At 61.7% G+C, this 17,043-nt stretch carries 13 protein-coding genes and 1 tRNA gene; 1 reads left to right on the top strand and 13 read right to left on the bottom strand.

All coding sequences use genetic code 11. The annotated features are described in order from the left end of the window. The first annotated feature begins 41 nt into the window (after positions 1-41). Complete coding sequence (locus I2E13_RS06795) at positions 42-764, top strand: GntR family transcriptional regulator (RefSeq protein WP_117646621.1); 723 nt, start codon at positions 42-44, stop codon at positions 762-764. A 35-nt stretch (positions 765-799) separates the two neighbouring features. Here I2E13_RS06795 and I2E13_RS06790 read toward each other — a convergent pair whose 3' ends face one another. The 13 genes from I2E13_RS06790 to I2E13_RS06730 form a co-directional block, all read right to left on the bottom strand. Continuing rightward, complete coding sequence (locus tag I2E13_RS06790; protein WP_117806041.1) at positions 800-1,381, bottom strand: GNAT family N-acetyltransferase; 582 nt, start codon at positions 1,379-1,381, stop codon at positions 800-802. A 77-nt stretch (positions 1,382-1,458) separates the two neighbouring features. Further along, on the bottom strand, positions 1,459-2,484 hold the full coding sequence (locus I2E13_RS06785) for a threonine aldolase family protein (protein WP_089573229.1): 1,026 nt from the start codon (positions 2,482-2,484) through the stop codon (positions 1,459-1,461). Positions 2,485-2,529: 45 nt separating this feature from the next. After that, entirely contained in the window at positions 2,530-3,393 is an 864-nt protein-coding gene (locus I2E13_RS06780) for a phosphatase PAP2 family protein (RefSeq protein WP_195404607.1), read from the bottom strand. 218 nt (positions 3,394-3,611) lie between these two features. Next, the gene (mfd, locus tag I2E13_RS06775; protein WP_195404606.1) at positions 3,612-7,244 is read right to left on the bottom strand and encodes a transcription-repair coupling factor; all 3,633 of its coding nucleotides are present in this window, start codon (positions 7,242-7,244) and stop codon (positions 3,612-3,614) included. 222 nt (positions 7,245-7,466) lie between these two features. Next, positions 7,467-8,933, bottom strand: a complete 1,467-nt coding sequence (locus I2E13_RS06770) for a hypothetical protein (protein ID WP_195404605.1) — start codon at positions 8,931-8,933, stop codon at positions 7,467-7,469. A 328-nt stretch (positions 8,934-9,261) separates the two neighbouring features. After that, positions 9,262-9,927, bottom strand: coding sequence for an endonuclease III (gene nth, locus I2E13_RS06765; RefSeq protein WP_195404604.1), 666 nt, complete (start codon positions 9,925-9,927; stop codon positions 9,262-9,264). A 63-nt stretch (positions 9,928-9,990) separates the two neighbouring features. Then, positions 9,991-11,793 (bottom strand): ABC transporter ATP-binding protein, encoded by a 1,803-nt coding sequence (locus I2E13_RS06760; protein WP_195404603.1) that lies wholly within the window; start codon positions 11,791-11,793, stop codon positions 9,991-9,993. Between the two features lie 126 nt (positions 11,794-11,919). Further along, positions 11,920-13,275, bottom strand: a complete 1,356-nt coding sequence (locus I2E13_RS06755) for a DNA recombination protein RmuC (RefSeq protein ID WP_195404602.1) — start codon at positions 13,273-13,275, stop codon at positions 11,920-11,922. Positions 13,276-13,399: 124 nt separating this feature from the next. After that, positions 13,400-13,834 carry a hypothetical protein gene (locus I2E13_RS06750; RefSeq protein ID WP_117648153.1) on the bottom strand — a complete coding sequence of 145 codons (435 nt, stop codon included), beginning with the start codon at positions 13,832-13,834 and terminating at the stop codon, positions 13,400-13,402. A 443-nt stretch (positions 13,835-14,277) separates the two neighbouring features. Further along, positions 14,278-14,817 carry a rubrerythrin gene (gene rbr, locus I2E13_RS06745; RefSeq protein ID WP_055252097.1) on the bottom strand — a complete coding sequence of 180 codons (540 nt, stop codon included), beginning with the start codon at positions 14,815-14,817 and terminating at the stop codon, positions 14,278-14,280. A 114-nt stretch (positions 14,818-14,931) separates the two neighbouring features. Continuing rightward, complete coding sequence (locus I2E13_RS06740; protein WP_195404601.1) at positions 14,932-15,837, bottom strand: HhH-GPD family protein; 906 nt, start codon at positions 15,835-15,837, stop codon at positions 14,932-14,934. Between the two features lie 21 nt (positions 15,838-15,858). Next, positions 15,859-16,344 carry an RrF2 family transcriptional regulator gene (locus I2E13_RS06735; protein WP_195404600.1) on the bottom strand — a complete coding sequence of 162 codons (486 nt, stop codon included), beginning with the start codon at positions 16,342-16,344 and terminating at the stop codon, positions 15,859-15,861. A 374-nt stretch (positions 16,345-16,718) separates the two neighbouring features. Further along, positions 16,719-16,796, bottom strand: a tRNA-Asp gene (locus I2E13_RS06730). Positions 16,797-17,043 lie beyond the last annotated feature (247 nt).

Below are 17,043 nucleotides of genomic sequence, written 5' to 3'. Positions count from 1 at the left end.
CTTGGTTCTGTAAGCATACAAGTTAGATACAGGTTGTTCGCATGAGCACTTCGTCGAAAAAGAACTTGACCCAATACGAGCGTCTGGCGGCAACGCTTCGCGACCGCATTGCCGCCGGCACCTACGCCCGCGGAGATAAACTGCCGTCCGAGATGGAACTCATGGACGAATCGGGCCTGTCGCGCAGCACCGTGCGCCATGCCCTTAAGGTGCTTGTTGACGAGGGCCTGATTCGAACCGAGCGCGGGCGCGGCGCCTTTGTGGCCGACACACCGGCGCTCCACGAGAACAACCTGGTGTTTTCGAGCTATACCAAGCAGGTCGAAGGCCAGGGCATGAAGCCCACCACGCGCACGGTGGACTCGGGCTTTGCCAAGGCCGCCGGCGACGTGACCAAGTTTTTCGATGCCGCCGTGGGCAGCAAACTCGTCAAGCTCGTCCGCCTGCGCTATCTGGACGAAGCACCGCTGTGCCTGGAGACCACCTATCTGCCGCCAAGCTTTGAGGCGCTCATCGATCGCGATATCAACGGATCGCTCTACGCCACGCTGCGCCAGGAGTTCCATCGCGCGCCGGCGCAGGGGCACAAGACCTTCGAGGTGTGCTATGCCTCGCAAAACGAGGCGTTTTTGCTCAATGTGGAGCGCGGGCAGGCGCTGATCCTAATCACCGACTACGTCTACGACACCGACGGCCGCCCGCTCCATATCTCCAAGCGTATCCAGCGCACCGACCGCGCCAAATACACCGAGCCCATCGGCTAACCACCGCAAAGGGGACAGGCACCTTCGTGGTGGTTTTAGGCGAGGAGGTCGGGGAACCAGGTTGGTTTGGGCTGGTTGGGGGTGCGCTCGGCCAGGACCAGCTCCATCCAGCACATGTCGTACCAGCGGCCGAACTTTTGGGCACAGCGGTCGAAAGCACCCACCAAGCGATATCCCATATGGGCATGGAAGTCCTGGCTGTTGTGCGTTAGATACTCGTCGTCCTTGTCGTGCGGCACGGCGATGAGCGCGCACATGTTGGTGATGCCCATCGCGATCAGGCACTGCTTGAGCGCATCGTGCAGCTTGCGGCCCAGCCCGCCGTGGCGCACGTCGCGTGCCAGGTAAATCGACGTCTCGACCGACCAGTCGTATGCCTCGCGGCTGTTGAGCGGACTCGCATAGGCATAGCCTACCGGACGCCCGTCCAGCTCCATCACCAGATACGGATAGCGCTTGAGCGTACGCTCGATGCGCCCGGCGAACTCCTCAACGCTCGGCACCTCGTATTCGCAGGTAATCGCCGTCTGGCGCACATACGGCTCATAGATGGCAAGCAACGCCGGCGCGTCTTCGGGCGTCGCCAGGCGAATCGCCGGCTCGGACATCTCGGTCATACAACCCTTCTCTCTCAAAAACAAAGGCCGCCTTGCGCCAAACCCAGCGCAAGGCGGCCCCTCGTCATTACATCAGGCTACAGGACAGCCGCCAGCGCGTCGATGTCCTCCTGCGTCGTGGCCCAGCTGGTGCAAAAGCGCACCACCGTGTGGGTATCGTCGTACTTTTCCCAGTACTCGATCGCCGCATGCTCGCGAATGCGGGCCATGTCCTCGTTGGGCAGAATCACAAACTGCTGGTTTGTGGGCGTCTCCAAAAAGAACTGGTAGCCGCGCTCGTGCAGCACACGACGCAGCGCCTGGGCCGTCTGAATCGCCTGTCGGCCAATCTCAAAATACAGGCCATCGGTAAAGAGCGCCTCAAACTGCACGCCCGTCAGGCGGCCCTTGGCCAACAGCGCGCCGTGCTGCTTAATACGCGGAATGGGATGCGCCGGAGCGTGCATGCCGCAGAACACCACAGCCTCGCCGCAAAGCGCGCCGCACTTGGTGCCGCCGATGTAGAACACGTCGCACAGCTGCGCCAGCTCGGGCAGGGTAATGTCGCACTCATCGGCCGCCAGTGCATAGGCCAGACGAGCACCGTCCACAAACAGCGGAATCTCGCGCTTCTGGCACACCGCGTGAATCGCCGCGAGCTCGGCCTTGGAGTACAGCGTGCCGTACTCGGTCGATAGACTCACGTACACGGCGCCCGGGAACACCGTGTGCTCGTAGCTCTCGTTTTCGTAGAACACCTGGATATAGTTCTCGAGATCCTCGGCGTGCATCTTGCCCTCGTAGCCGGGGATGGTGAGCACCTTGTGGCCGCCAAACTCGATGGCGCCCGCCTCGTGGCAAGCGACATGGCCGGTCTCGGCGGCAACGACGCCCTCGTAGGGCGCGAGCAGCATGTCAATCACCGTCGCGTTGGCCTGCGTGCCGCCCACCAGCAAGAACACGTCGGCATCGGGGGCCTGACAGGCCTCGCGAATCAGCTGCTTGGCACGCTCGGTGTGCGCATCGGTACCGTAGCCGGGCTGCGGCTCCATGTTGGTATCGACGAGCGCCTGCAGCACTGCCGGATGAGCACCGTGGGAATAGTCGTTGTTGAACGCGAGCATGGCAATCCTCTCTAGCCGGGCATGGGCCCGATGATTTAAACGCCGCTATTGTACGCCGCCCGGATAGGCAATGCGTGCGGCAAGGCACTCAAGTGCCAACACCAGGGCAAAGCCGCAGCTCACGTCAGTCAAAAAGTGTGCACCGATCACGATACGGCCAAAGGCGACGAGCGCCGCGACCACGGCAGCGACCCAAAAGACCACGCGACGGCGCGACGGTTTTTCCTTAAAGGCTGCCGCGGGAAGCCCGGCGAGCATAAGGCCGATCGCCGCGTGCGCCGTGTGTCCGCTCGCAAACGACTTAAAACCGTCTTTGATCACGCCGGCGGCGATATAGCTCCACTTATCGGGGTTACCGATCACCCACCACGGCTGAAAATCGAGCCCCGGCGTCACCTCGATCACGCGCATGCGCGGGCGCGACCACAGCGGCTTGACGATCACGTTGAGGATGATGGCCTGGGCGATCCACACGGCAAGCACCATCAACGCCCAGCGTGTGAGCTCGTCGGGGTCGGTGTCGCGCGTGAGGCGATAGACGATAAGGTTGGCGACGATGGCCAGTACAAACGTCAGCACCAACTGAGCCGCGATGAGTTTGCCGCCAACCCTCAGGGACGAAACGATCTCGTAGCCGGTCAGGCCCACGTTGACGAGGATGCCGAGCACGGCGAGCCATTTGCTCCCCCTGGAGTCGGGACGCACCGCGCGCACGAGCATGACGCCCGCGATACTCGCCGTCAGCTCGAACGGCAGCTCGCCGGCGGCCTCGATAAAGCGGCCGTACATGCTGCCGATGTTGAACAGCGCACTCGAGATCTGATAATCGAAGAAACTGCCCACGCCCAGGCAAAGGCACAGGACGATCGCGATCATGGCGACATCTTTCTTATAGATGTATCCGAACATGCTTTCCTTTCGATGGGGCTGGAATCAACCTGCAACGTGGCGGGACAAAGAGCCACTGATGTCTTTGTCCCATATATTCCCTTACTGGTTGAGCATAAGTGAGCGAAAACGTCCCATTTGTGGCAAGGTGACCCGAAGGAGGAGGGAAGCGTACTTGCGTACGCGACCGACGAGTGAGGGCCAGATTGCCCAAATGGGGTGTTTGCAGCGTCGACCCATTAGTCGTCATCGCTGACGCCCAGCTGCTGCAGCAGCATGAGCGCCGCGGCCACGGGGCCGGTGCCGTCGTTGGCGTCGAGACCGCGACCCAGGCCGCTGCCCGCACCGGCGCCCGCCTTGTAGGGCACCGACAGCTTGCGGCTCTTGGGGAAGTTCACCGCACCGTAGCGGGTCTTGAGCTCAAAGGCCGCCTTCTTGGGCACGTCGACACCCAAAAAAGTGATGCGTCCGCCGCTGAACGTGACGCTCTCGAGCCCCAGGCGCTCGCCGCGAATGCGGATGCGCGCGCGGTTGAACAGGTTGAGCCCCGCCAACGGCAGCTCACCGTGCGCGGCCTCGGTCTCTTCCTGTACCTCGTCGATGCTCTCCAGGTCCTCGGCCGCCGCGAGCTTGCGGTACACGAGCACGCGCTGGTCCACCGCCGGCAGGTACTCCTCGGACAAGAAGTAATCGGCCGGCAGGTTAATGCCCACGCTCGCCGCCTCCACGCCGGCGTCGTCATCGCCGCGCGCCTCGGCCACGGCCTGGCCCAGCATCTGCGTAAACAGGTCAAAGCCCACGCTCGACAGGTTGCCGTGCTGCTCGGCGCCCATGAGCGAACCGGCACCGCGGATCTCCAGGTCGCGCATGGCGATGCGCATGCCGCTGCCCAGGTCCTGGAACTCGGACAGTGCGGTCAGGCGCGCCGTGGCCTCCTCGGTAAGCGGCAGCTCGCCCGGGAACATAAAGTACGCATATGCCTGCGTGGCCGAGCGTCCCACGCGGCCCTTGAGCTGGTAGAGCTGTGCCAGACCCAGACGCTGCGAGTCTTCGATGATCAGCGTGTTGGCGGTCGCGTTGTCGATACCGCTCTCCACGATGGTCGTGGCGATGAGCACGTCGATCTTCTTGGTCGCGAACTCGATCATCACGTCCTCGACCTCGCGCGGGCTCATCTTGCCGTGTGCCACACCCACGCGCGCCTCGGGCGCGGCCTCGTGCACGCGCGCCACGGCATCGTCGATGGTCTTGACGCGGTTGGACACGTAGTACACCTGACCGCCGCGGCCCACCTCCAGGCGAATCGCCGCGCTCACCACATCGGGGTCGTACTCCCCCACGTGCACGATCACGGGGCGGCGCCCGGTCGGCGGCGTGGTGATCAGGCTCATGTCGCGCACGCCGCTCGTGGCCATCTGCATGGTTCGCGGGATAGGCGTGGCCGAAAGCGTGAGCACGTCGATCTGCTCGCGCAGGTTCTTGAGCTGTTCCTTATGTTGCACGCCAAAGCGCTGCTCCTCGTCGATGATCACCAGGCCCAGGTTTTTGGGGTTCACGTCGGCCGAAAGCAGGCGGTGTGTGCCGATCAGCACGTCAATTGTGCCCTCGGCAAACGCCTTGAGCGCGCGCTTTTGCTGCGCCGGCGTGCGAAAGCGGCTGAGCACCTCGACCTCCAGGCCAAACGGGGCAAAGCGCTCAAAGAATGTCTCGTAGTGCTGCTGGGCCAGAATGGTCGTGGGGCAGAGCACCATGACCTGGCGGCCGGAGTCAACGCACTTAAACGCCGCGCGCAGGGCGACCTCGGTCTTGCCAAAGCCCACGTCGCCGCACAGCAGGCGGTCCATGGGCTTGGGCGCCTCCATGTCTGCCTTGATGTCGGCGATAGCCTCCAGCTGGTCGCGCGTCTCGTCGTAGGGGAAGCTCTCCTCCATCTCGATCTGTTCGGGCGTATCGGGCGGACAGGCGATACCGGCAATCGACGAGCGGCGCGTATACAGGTCGACCAGGTCAAACGCCAGCTTTTTGGCGTTCTTGCGCGCCTTGTTGGTAGCCCGCGTCCAGTCGGCGGTGTTGAGCCTGGTCAGGCGCGGCTTGTCACCGTCGGGGCCAACGTAGCGCGTGATGCGGTCGACTTGCTCGAGCGGTACGTAGAGCTTGTCGCCATCGGCGTATTCCAGCAAAAAGTAGTCGCGCTCCTTGCCACCCACTTCCTGGCGCGCGATCTCGCTAAAGAGCGCGATGCCGTGGGTAGCGTGCACCACGTAGTCGCCCGGCTTAAACGGAAAGGTGATCTGCGTAATGTCCACCTTACGGCGGCTGCGCGCGCGGTTGGCGTCCATGCGGGCGTTGAGGTCGGCGATTGAGAACACGGCCAAATTGGCGTCGGGCACCACCACGCCCTGCGGCAGGGCGGCATCGACAAAGGTCACGCGCCCGCGCGAGATGGTGGGAACGGCGGCGCCGGCGGCAGCCTGCGCGGCGCCCGCCTCGAGCGAGCGGGCGTTGAGCGCATCGGTCTTACGCTCGCGAATGGAAGCATGGGCCTCCTGGCGTGCGGCACGGTCGGCGGAATCCGCCGCCGCCACGCGCACGCGGTCGCCGATAGCGCCGGCATTTTCGGGCGCCGCGGTCAGCGATTCCTCAAAGGTAATGCCCTCGTCGCCAAAGGTGAGCTCCATCGACTCGCGCGCGCCGCGGTCGGGAATGGCAAACACGCAGGCATAGCGCTTGCCCACGACCTCCTGGATGCGCGTCATAAAACGGTTATCCGAGCCTGCGATGGCAGGCTGCTCAATCTTGAGCTCCGCCGTAACCGCACCGCCGGCACGGATGAGGCTCACATAGTTCAGGCGTTGCTGGGAGCCAAAGTCGAGCTGTTGGGCGCGCACGTACAGACCGTCCAGACGGTCAATCCCCGCCTCGCCGGCACGCGCCTCGATATCCTCGTAGGCGCGCAGGCAATCGTCGAACAGCGAGCGCGGCTCGGACAGCACCACGAGCGCTTTGCCGCTCACATGCGACAGCGGGCTCACGGTCTGGCCGTACATCACCGGCAAAAAGCGGTCGAGCTCGGGCGTGACGATGCGCGCGTCCACCATCTCGAGCAGCGCTGCCAACTTGCTATCGTCCTGGCCAGCGCGATAGAGCGCCACATGCATGTTGTGAACGGCCTCGTCGGTGAGCGCCAACTCGCGGCACGGGAAGATTTCGATGCTGTCCTCGTTGCCGATGGTCTGCCCCGTGGAGCTCACCATGCGGCGGATGCGGTCGATCTCGTCGCCAAAGAACTCAATGCGCACGGGCGCCTTTTCCTGCGCGGGAAACACCTCGACGGTGTCGCCGTGCACACGGAATAGGCCGGGCGCATCGGCGGCACCGGCATTGGTGTAGCCCATGCCCACCAGACGCTGCGGCACCTCGTCAAAGGGAATCTCCTCGCCCACCGCAAAAGTAGTGGACTCCCAGTAGTGACTCTCGACCGGCGGCACGCAGCGCAGCAGTGCGCGGGCCGAGGCGACCATGATGCAGTTGTCCCCGCGCACGATGCGCCCGAGCGCCTCGCAGCGCTGGGCCACCACGGCGTCGTCGGGCGCCTGCTCGCGCCAAGGGTAGTCCTTGCGCTCGGGAAAGCGGCACACGTGCGCCAGGCCCACATAGGCGACAAGGCTGCGTGCGGCGCGATCGGCCGCATCCTCGCCACTCACGATGTAGACTGTGGGGCGCGGGCGGCGCGCAAACTGGGCGGCCGCCATAAGCGTTCGGCCCGACTGAGACACGGCCAGCGTCACGTCCTCGCCGGCATCGAGTCCGGCCTCGACGGTCTGCAGCGCCTCGGCAGTGTAAAGCTGTGCGGCTATACGGTGAATGAGCATGATGTTCCTCCGGCATTGCAACGCCAAAAGCCCGCCGAGGCAAGCTCGGCAGGTCGTTCGTCAAATTCGTTGCCTGTCATGGTAGCGCATGGAGGGGACTCCAGCTCAGGCGTACGCCCAGCCCCGCAACAAAAACGCCAGACAGAACTGAGCTCACCGGCCTCGCCAAAATCTCCCCGTCGCGTCGAACGCCGCAACCACGGAAGGTGCCCCAAGAAACGGCTATTCCTCAAAAAAGCTCGCAACGTTCAGGCGGCTCGTCCACTCCCCTATGGTGTTGGCAAAACCGACGCGTGTGTACACGCCCGCAAAACGGCCGCGATACAGGTACAGGCCTTCCATATTAGAAGCGGGCGCAAAACCAAGATCATCCACAAGTCCTTTGGGCGCCTCTCCTCGATGCGGCCCATCGACAAGCGTTCCGCGCAAGCAGGGAGTCTGATACTGCTGAGCATACTCCTGCACAATCGCCCCAGCTGCCGCAGCGCGAACCAGCACCTGGGACCATTCCCGTTCCGTGACATCCAAACCGGCGACAACGCCAACCGCGTTGTAGCCGCCGCACGGCTTGACAATCCATCGATCCTTTTCGGCAAATCTCGACAACTGGGTGCTTTCGTCCAAAATCTCGGTATAGGGCACATGCTCCCGTACAAACGATTGCTCCTCCGGGCTCAACAAGGACTGCCCGGCTCGAGACCACAAAAACGCAAATACGGTCTTCGTCGCACACGGCCACGTTCTAAAACCACCGACGATGCATACAAGCCCTTCTTGGGCAGCCTCGATTAAGGCCGAGCGTCCGTCGCACGGCTTATCCCACAGCTCGCCGGTCACCGCGCGCCGCCAAACGCAATCAATAGGACCAGCGGCATCGCACAGGCGCCTAGCACCGCCCTCTTCTTCGACAATCCGCAGGTCACGCACATCCGCAAAGCGTGCGACTACGCCCCGCTGCCTCATAAGGTCGACAAAATGAGCTGCATCTTCCAAGTCGATGCTTTCCGAATAGTCGACGATTGCCACCGAAGCGGGATATATCTTTGATTGCGGTGTATAGAGCCCCTCGTCAACGCAGACCCCGTCATCCGATCGTGCACCATCCTCGGTGCGACGAGGATGGGCCAGCTCCCACTCTGCATAGGTCTCAAACAATGCATCTATCCAGCTGCCGCACAAATCGTACTGCCGAAAGCCGGGGTGGTCGGATGCAAACTCCTCAAAGGAAGGCGTCATTCGCACTGCCTGACAGACCGCATCGGTCACTACCATTCCAGCACTGCCGTCGGTATTGAGCTCGCAAAACGTATACGAACCGGCGTCCTCGTCAAGAAAGATATCAACGCGCGCAAGGGGAATCTGGCAATCATAGCCGGCATCCATAGCGCACAGGTCAGCAAAAGCCGGATCCATACGAAACCACGCACGCACGGAGGCATCGGAACAAAACGCCCGCGTCACCTTGTCCATAATGCCGTACATACGCTCGGCCGCCTCCTTAAGAAGCGCCGTCATATCCTTATCGAATATCTTTGGCGTTAAAGCCCAGGGCGCAGGATCTCCGTGGTAGAGCACATGGGTTTGAGACAAGTATTCGTCGCCTTTGCGACGACCAGGTAGGTCACCTTCGCGCGTGCGCACAATGCGCTCAAAATAATCTTCAAGCTCTCGCGTCTTCAATGTTGCCACGTTGCCCTCCATTGCTTGATTTTTTGTTCATGCTACGCCAGCACGCCACGACTTCGGCGCGCTTGAATAGGCTTCTAAATTAGCAACACATTTTTGCATGAGGCGGCAGGAAGCAACATATACTCCTGCTCAAGCGCATGCCCAGCCCCGCAGTTCGTGTAAAAATCGGTTCCGTCGGGCATCTCGGAGCCACACTTGGTGCAAGACATATTCGGGCATCCCCTCACAACAAACGGCATCTGTCGCCATCATATTGAGCCCTCGCGACCCACATGTGCTGCGCAACATTGGTCGCCGTCCTCGGGTGCCGACAAAATGCGGCGGGCCCCTACCCCATCACACGCACGCTGGGGCAAAGGTCTGCCAGCGGGCACTCATCGCACTTGGGTTTGCGGGCGTCGCAGATCTCGCGGCCAAAGGTGATCCACTGGTGGTTGACCGATCCCCAATACTCGTGCGGCAGAATCTTGAGCAGATCTTGCTCGGTCTTGAGCGGCTCTTTGGCATGCGTCTTGGGGCTCAGCATCAGGCGGTGCGCGATGCGGTTGACGTGCGTATCGACCGCGATGCCCTCGACAATGCCAAACCCCACATTGAGCACGATGTTCGCCGTTTTACGTCCCACACCCGGCAGCTTGACGAGCTCCTTCATGTCGGCCGGTACCTCGCCGCCGTAATCGGAAACGATCATCTGCGCGGCCTCCACGGCATGCTTGGCCTTGCTCTTATAAAAGCCGAGTGACTTGATGGTCTCGGCCACGTCGGTCACACTTGCCCCGGCCATGGCCTCGGACGTGGGCCACTGGGCAAATAGTTGGGGCGTCACCTTATTGACCTGCGCGTCGGTCGTCTGAGCCGAGAGCAGTACCGAGATAAGTAGCCTAAAGGGATTCTCGTGGTCCAAAAAGCACTCGACCGGGCCATAGCGACGGTTAAGGCGCTCACACACCTCAACGGCACGCTCGCGTTTGGCGGCATTGGTCTCGCGTGGCATAACGACTCCTCGGATCGGCAGAAACATAACTTCACAAAAACGATTGTCCCACGTACGGGGACCTTAAGCCTCCAAAAATGCGCCGGTCTGGCGGCTCCACAGGCTTGAGTACTCACCGCCCGCCTCGACGAGCTGCGCATGCGTACCGTCCTCGACAATCTCGCCGTCCGCCAGTACCACGATGCGGTCGAGCGCCGCCACGGTGGACAGGCGATGCGCCACCACAATGGAGGTGCGGCCGCGCATCAGGTTCTCGAGCGCTTCCTGCACCAGCGCCTCGGACTCACTGTCCAAGGCAGACGTTGCCTCGTCGAGCACCAGAATCGGCGCGTCGGTGAGGATGGCGCGGGCGATGGCCACGCGCTGGCGTTGGCCGCCCGAAAGCTTAACACCGCGCTCGCCCACCATGGTGTCAAAGCCACGGGGCAGGCGGTCGATAAACTCAGTCGCATTAGCCAAGCGAGCCGCCTCGCGAATCTGCTCGTCGGTGGCGTCGGGGCGTCCGTAGGCGATATTCTCGCGAATGGAGCGGTGGAACAGCAGCGCCTCCTGCGGCACGTAGGCAACCTGGCGGCGCAGGCTCTGCTGCGTGCAGCGCGAGACATCCTGGCCGTCCACGAGCACGCGGCCGCCCTGCACGTCGTCCAGGCGAAGCAGCAACTTGGTGAGCGTCGTCTTGCCCGAGCCCGATTTGCCCACCAGGCCCACGCGCTGGCCCGCCGCCACATGGAGCGTCAGGTCGTCGAACACGTTCTCGCCCGCCGCGGCGTCACGGTATGCAAAGTTCAAGTGCTCAAAATCAATCGCGCCCTCGCGCACCTTGAGCTCAGGGGCATTCGCGTCGTCTGCCACCAGACGCGGCTCGTCCAGCACGCGCGTCATCTCGGCGGCGTCGCCCAGCGCGCGGTTGATGCGCTGCATCATGGAGCTCACGTAGTTCAGACGCATAGTGAGGTTGTACGTGTAGGTAAAGATCATGACGAGCGCGCCGGCCGAAATGCCAAACCACGCGTTGCCACCCGCGGCGAACACACTCACCACGGCCATGGTAATGACGATAAGGCCCGAGGTCGTAAAGTTGCGTTGCATCATGGCGTGCATCGATACCGTTTCGGCATCGCGCGCGGCACGGTCGGCGGTATCGAATAGGTCGCGCTCAAAGTCCTCGCGCCCGCAGGTCTTGACGGCCAGGATGTTCGTGACCGCGTCGGACAGCACACCCGACAGCTTGTTCTGCGCGGCGGACGTCGCGGCCGAAAGCGGCATGATGCGCCTGTACATAAGCCAGACAAACGCGATGTAGACGACCATGATGCCCACCAGGATCACGGTAAATGCGGGCACCACCGGAGCGAGCGCCGCCACCGTGCAGACAACCGAGGTGATGGTGGGAATGAGCGAATACACCGTCACGTCGACCAGACCCGTGTAGCCGCTCATAAAACGGCTCGTCTGGCTCACAAGCGATCCGCCAAAGCGGCTGGTGTGGAATGTCATGGATTGATTGGAGAGCGTGTCGAAGCACAGGCGCGCCAGGTGATAGTTGCCCGCGATCTCGAGCTTGTAGACGGTGTAGTCCTGCAGCTTGGAGAGGATCTGGCCCACCAGGTTGACGAGCACGAGCGCCAAAATGTAGGGACCGAAGACCTCAAACACCTGGTCGTCCGCTACGGGGCCGGCCTGGACACGATCGACGATGAGGGCCATAACGTAGGTGTTGGCAAACGTGAGCAAAAAGATGTAGCCCGCCGACGAGAACACCGAGAGAAAGACGATTAGCGGCTGCGTGCGCGTGACATCCCAAAAACGCTGCAGCGTGCGGCGCACGGTTGAGCGTTTGAGCGGGCTGGTGCTTCTCTGAGACATGGGCTTCCTTTCGCGTCTGATAGGGCGAAAGGCCATTGTTGCACATTAAAGTGCGCTTTAGGCAAGCACGATGCGAAAAGCAGCGGGGCACCCGCGTTTACACCGGCGCCCCGCCGTCAGATGCAGCTAGTCCTCGTCTTTTTGGCCTGCGAGCAGCTCCGCGGATGTGAGCCCCAAAATCTCATCGGCTTGGTCGGCATCCTCCAGCGCGTCGATGTCCTTGAGCTTGCGCTCCATGACGTTGGTGCGCGTGGTAATGATGCCCTCGACCGTTTTGCCCGCGGTCTCGATCTGCTGCTGGGCGCGGCGCAGCGCCGCCTGATAGCGCGGCAGCTCGGCCTTGACGGCGGAGAGCACGCGCAGCACGTCGTCGGTACGTTTTTGCAGCCTAAACGTCTGGTAGCTCATCTGCAGGCTGTTGAGAATGGCGGCCATGGTGCTGGGACCGGCTACGTTGACGTGATAGTCGCGGCCCAGGGTCTCGATAAGCCCGGGGCGGCTGACGATCTCGGCGTACAGCCCCTCAAACGGCACGAACATGATGCCAAAGTTGGTCGTTGCCGGCACACTCAGGTACTTTTCGCAGATGTCCTTGGCCTCGCGCTTGACCATGGTGTCGAGCGTCTTGCGCGCGGCGGCGACGGTCTCCGCATCGCCCGACTCCTGCGCGTCGAGCAGATGCTCGTACGCATCACCCGGGAATTTGGAGTCAATCGGCAGCAGCACGGGGTCGCCCTCGTCTACCGGCAGCTTGACGGCAAACTCAACACGCTCCGAGGCGCCGGGCTTGGTGGCAACGTTTTCCAGATACTGGTCGGGCGTAAGGATGTCCGCCAGGATCGCGCCCAGCTGCACCTCGCCCAAAATGCCACGCGCCTTCACGTTGCCCAGCACGCGTTTAAGGTCGCCCACGCCGGTGGCGATAGACTGCATGTCGCCCAGGCCCTTGTACACGGCCTCGAGCTGGTCGCTCACCTGCTTAAACGATGCCGACAGTCGGTCGTTGAGCGTGCGGGAGAGCTTCTCGTCCACCGTCGCGCGCATCTGATCGAGCTGCGCGTTGTTGTCCTTGCGGATGGCGCCCAGCTGGGCATCGACCGTCTCGCGCACCTTGTCCAAGCGGTGCTCGATGCCTTCGCGGTTGGCGCCAAGCTGTTGGGCCGTCTCGCGGCGCAGGTCATCCATACGGTCACCCGCCTGCGAGAACTCGCGCGCAATGGTCAGGTAGCGCTGCTGCTCTACGGCGGCGTCGGTGGTCTGCTGCTGCGCGATGGCATTGGCCGTGCGGCGGGTTTCGGCCAACGCGACGTTCAGGGTGTCGAGCGTGCTGTTGGCCTGCTCGAGCGCTGCCAGCGTTTCCGCGCTACTGTCGCCACGCTCCCGCAACTCGGCACGCAGGCTCTTGAGCTGGAGGGCGCAAGCCACAGCAACCCCCACCGCCACCAAGGCGATCACAACAAGCACAATATCAATAGCAGACATAAACTCCGCCCAACAAACCCAATCGAGCACCAATCAAAACCGCGATCAATCTTACCCCGCCATACACACGGATCACTCACTGCCTTGCAGACAAATTTCTCTTATAGCCGCGGGCGTTAAAACGCTAGCTCTCCCAGCCGGCGCGGATGGTTGTTATGACGTCATCTAGGCGCTGGCCCAGGGCCGCTAGATGTTGGAGCACCTCGTTGGGCGATGCACCGTTGAGGATGCACGTGAGGGCATACGACGCCAGAAAGATGGCCGCAAGCCCCAACGGGATGAGCACGATCATCGCCAACGTACGCAGGCGCTGGGCCCAGCGACGGCGACGCGCACGATGCTTGTCGAACGCGAGCTCCTGCGCATATGAATCTTGCTGTACGGAATAGGCCTCTGGCGCCGATTCACACCCGGGCACAGCTGCAGGTACAGCAGCGGGCACGACGTTTTGCACGGGCGCCTGGTTGGCAACCCCTTGCATTTGCATCTCCATGAGTCGTTGCTGCTGACGCAGCATGCGCTCAGCTTGTTGCTGCGGAGTCTCAAGAAACAGATCCATGCTGGCCTCCAAAATCGGAGCATTCGACGCTTACGACCAGCATCCCGCACCGCCATGACCGCGACAACGCAATCGCCGGCAATAGCCACAAAGTTTCTTTTGCTCAAAAGCTGTCGAAAAGCTCAACAACTCCCCTACCAGCACTTTCTCTGAGCTTTTTTCGCCAACAATCTTTTGGCCTTCCACCCTTACGCCAACTGACCAAAATCTAACCAATAGCTTGACGAAAATTGTGGAGACCGGGACCCCACAAAAACGTGCCGCCCCAAAAAGGGGCGGCACACAAACTTTTTTATCAGCTTTTCTGTAGCGAGCACGCAACGACCCGAAGCCGGAGCACAGGGCGGGGAAATACCTTTGCCTCGCGCGACCCTGCGGAGCCGTGAGCGGGAGGGAAAGGTATTTCCCCGCCCTGCGCTCCGCAGTCCACGTTCGTATCGGCGCTAGTAGTTCACCACCTGCTCCTCAAAGTACGCCTTGGGGTGGTTACACACCGGGCACACCTCAGGTGCCTCGGCACCAACGTGCAGATGTCCGCAGTTCAGGCACTTCCACACCTTTACGCCCTCGCGCTCAAACACCTCGCCCGACTCGATGCGCTCGACGAGCTTGTTGTAGCGCTCCTCGTGGGCCTTCTCGACGGCGGCGACACCACGGAACTTTGCGGCAATCTCGGCAAAGCCCTCTTCCTCGGCGGTCTTGGCAAACTCGTCGTACATCGTGGTCCACTCGTAGTTCTCGCCCGCAGCGGCATCACGCAAGTTGTCCAGGGTGTCGGGAACGGCGCCGTCGTGCAGATACTTAAACCACAGCTTGGCGTGCTCGGACTCGTTGCCCGCGGTCTCGGCAAAGATATTCGAGATCTGCACGTAGCCATCCTTCTTGGCCTTAGATGCGTAGTAGCGATACTTGGTGTGCGCCTGGGACTCACCGGCAAAAGCGGTCTCGAGGTTCTTCTTGGTCTGAGAGTTCTCAAAATCCATAGGTGTACTTCCCTTCAACACATGCCGCCCGTAGGCTTCGGACGGCCTTGTCTTTAGGATGCCCTCAAGCCGAGAATTTAAACCTTACAATCCTGTTCTTCAGATTCGGGCTGGCTACACGCTTAGCCAGCGGTCACTCTCCACGCGGCAAAAGCCCTCACGCTCCAAGTCGGCCAAAATGCTCGCGACCAGCTCGCGCTCGGCCGGCTCTCGGCCGGCTGCCACCTCCATCTCGTTAACGCCTGCAACGGCTTCATCGAGCGTAATACCCGCCGGCTGCCCATCGCGCGCTGCCAGCAGCATGCGCACGATGTGGGCACGCTTTTGACGACGCGAACCCTCAAACTTGGACTGGCGACTATAGCCCGCCGATCGCCTAGACGGATTGGGCAACGTCTTCTTAAGATACGCACCATAATCCAGCAGCGCGTAATACCACGCGCGCGGCGTGTCGGCGTCGTCTTGAGGCACGGCAAAGGGGACAATCTCGTCCGCCGTCGCACCGGGAGCCGCCGGGCAGGCCGCCTGAATCAGCGGCACCAGTTCGCGATCGGGAACAGCCGGCACATCGGGAAAGAAATGATGCAGAAAGACCGTGCGCACGTTGGTCTCCAGATACACGCCTGGAAGATCGAACGCGAACGACCGAATGCCCTGCGCCGTCGCTGGCCCAATACCGGGCAGGGCGACCAGATCGCGCGTCTCGCGCGGGAACTTCCCGCCCCAGTCCTCTACTAGCTGCTGTGCAGCCCTATGAAGTGCTAGAGCACGACGGTTGTAGCCCATGCCCTGCCAAGCGTCCAAAACGTCCGAGGGCGCCGCCTGCGCAAGTGCCTGCACAGTCGGAAAGCGGTCGAGCCACGCGGGCATACGCGTCTCCACACGCGGCACCTGCGTTTGCTGCAGCATAACCTCGGAAAGCCAAATAATGTACGGGTCGCGCGTGCGGCGCCACGGAAGGTCGCGATAGCGCAGGACCCCTTCCGAACGAATCATCGAACGAAAGGGGTCCTGAATCATGACAATGCTCCTTATGCGGCGCTATTCCTCCCGGCAAGCATACGCGCAGGCGGCGTACTCGGGAAACGCATCGCGATCGGCGAACTTGGAATCGACGGCCGGGAACCGGCGATGGGCGACGATATCGCCGAGCGAAACGGAATCGAGATAGTCGCGCATCAGTGCCTGGGCTCCGGCCCACAGGGGATGATAGCAGCACGTGCCCATACGCGCACAGTCGCCATCGGGGGCGGTGCAGTCGTTCATAACCATGGGGCCCTGAACGGCCTCGACGACCTGACGAATGGTGACGTCGTCCGGACTGACCTTGAGACGCATGCCACCGTGGACGCCACGCAGGCTCTCCACAATACCGGCCTGGACCAAACCGTGCTGAATCGAGCGGGCAAACGAATACGGAACATTGACCTCTTCGGCAGCGGTGCGAACAGAAAGCAAACGCTCCGGATCCTCGGCAAGCATCGCCAACATACGAAGGGCGTAATCAGTCTTCCTCGATATGTCCATTTTTCCCCTTTCAAGGAATACGAACAGCTCGAACGAGCTCCGGGGCCGAGCTTGTGTCGAGACGCTAAATGACCGCAGGACATCCAAATGGTAAATCGGATATCCACTGAGTGCCGCGCTTGGAGCGAAATGCATCAGATGCGGCCTACAGTGCAATTTAGTATAACCTAACCCCCTGTCTCGTTGAACAGGTGTTGCGCAACAAAGGTGTTGCGCAACAAAGCTGTTGTTCAGACAAATATACTTATTAGATTTTACTTGCGTTCCCGAAGGCGCGGAGATTCTGGGCAAAGATGCCTCAGGGCGATCGTTCTATCGAAACAAAGTGTATCAAACGCAAAAAGCCACGTCCGAAGACGTGGCTTTAATTGCGTTGGCGGGAAGTACGGGGCTCGAACCCGCGACCTCCGACGTGACAGGCCGGCGCTCTAACCAAACTGAGCTAACTCCCCAGGCAGGCGTTCGCGTTTGTTTCCGCTCGCGTGCGCTGCGGGAATTAGTATACACAGAAGTCTGTCCGGCACGCAACAACTTTTTTGAAAAAATTTATCGGTCCCTCCGGGACCTTGATTCTCATCTTCATTGCAACAGGCTCAGGACTCAGCGCAACGCGTTGCGCTTGGTCCTGAGGCGCGAATCCGGGTAGGCAACCCCAGAGGGGCCGGAATCCCCCGGCCCGCGATGGAGGGAGGCCGAAAT

The sequence above is a fragment of the Collinsella aerofaciens genome (assembly GCF_015554145.1).
GTDB classification, from domain to species: Bacteria; Actinomycetota; Coriobacteriia; order Coriobacteriales; family Coriobacteriaceae; genus Collinsella; species Collinsella aerofaciens_AA.
The sequence above is the reverse complement of the archived record's forward strand: the minus strand, read 5'-3'. Positions and strand labels throughout refer to the sequence as shown.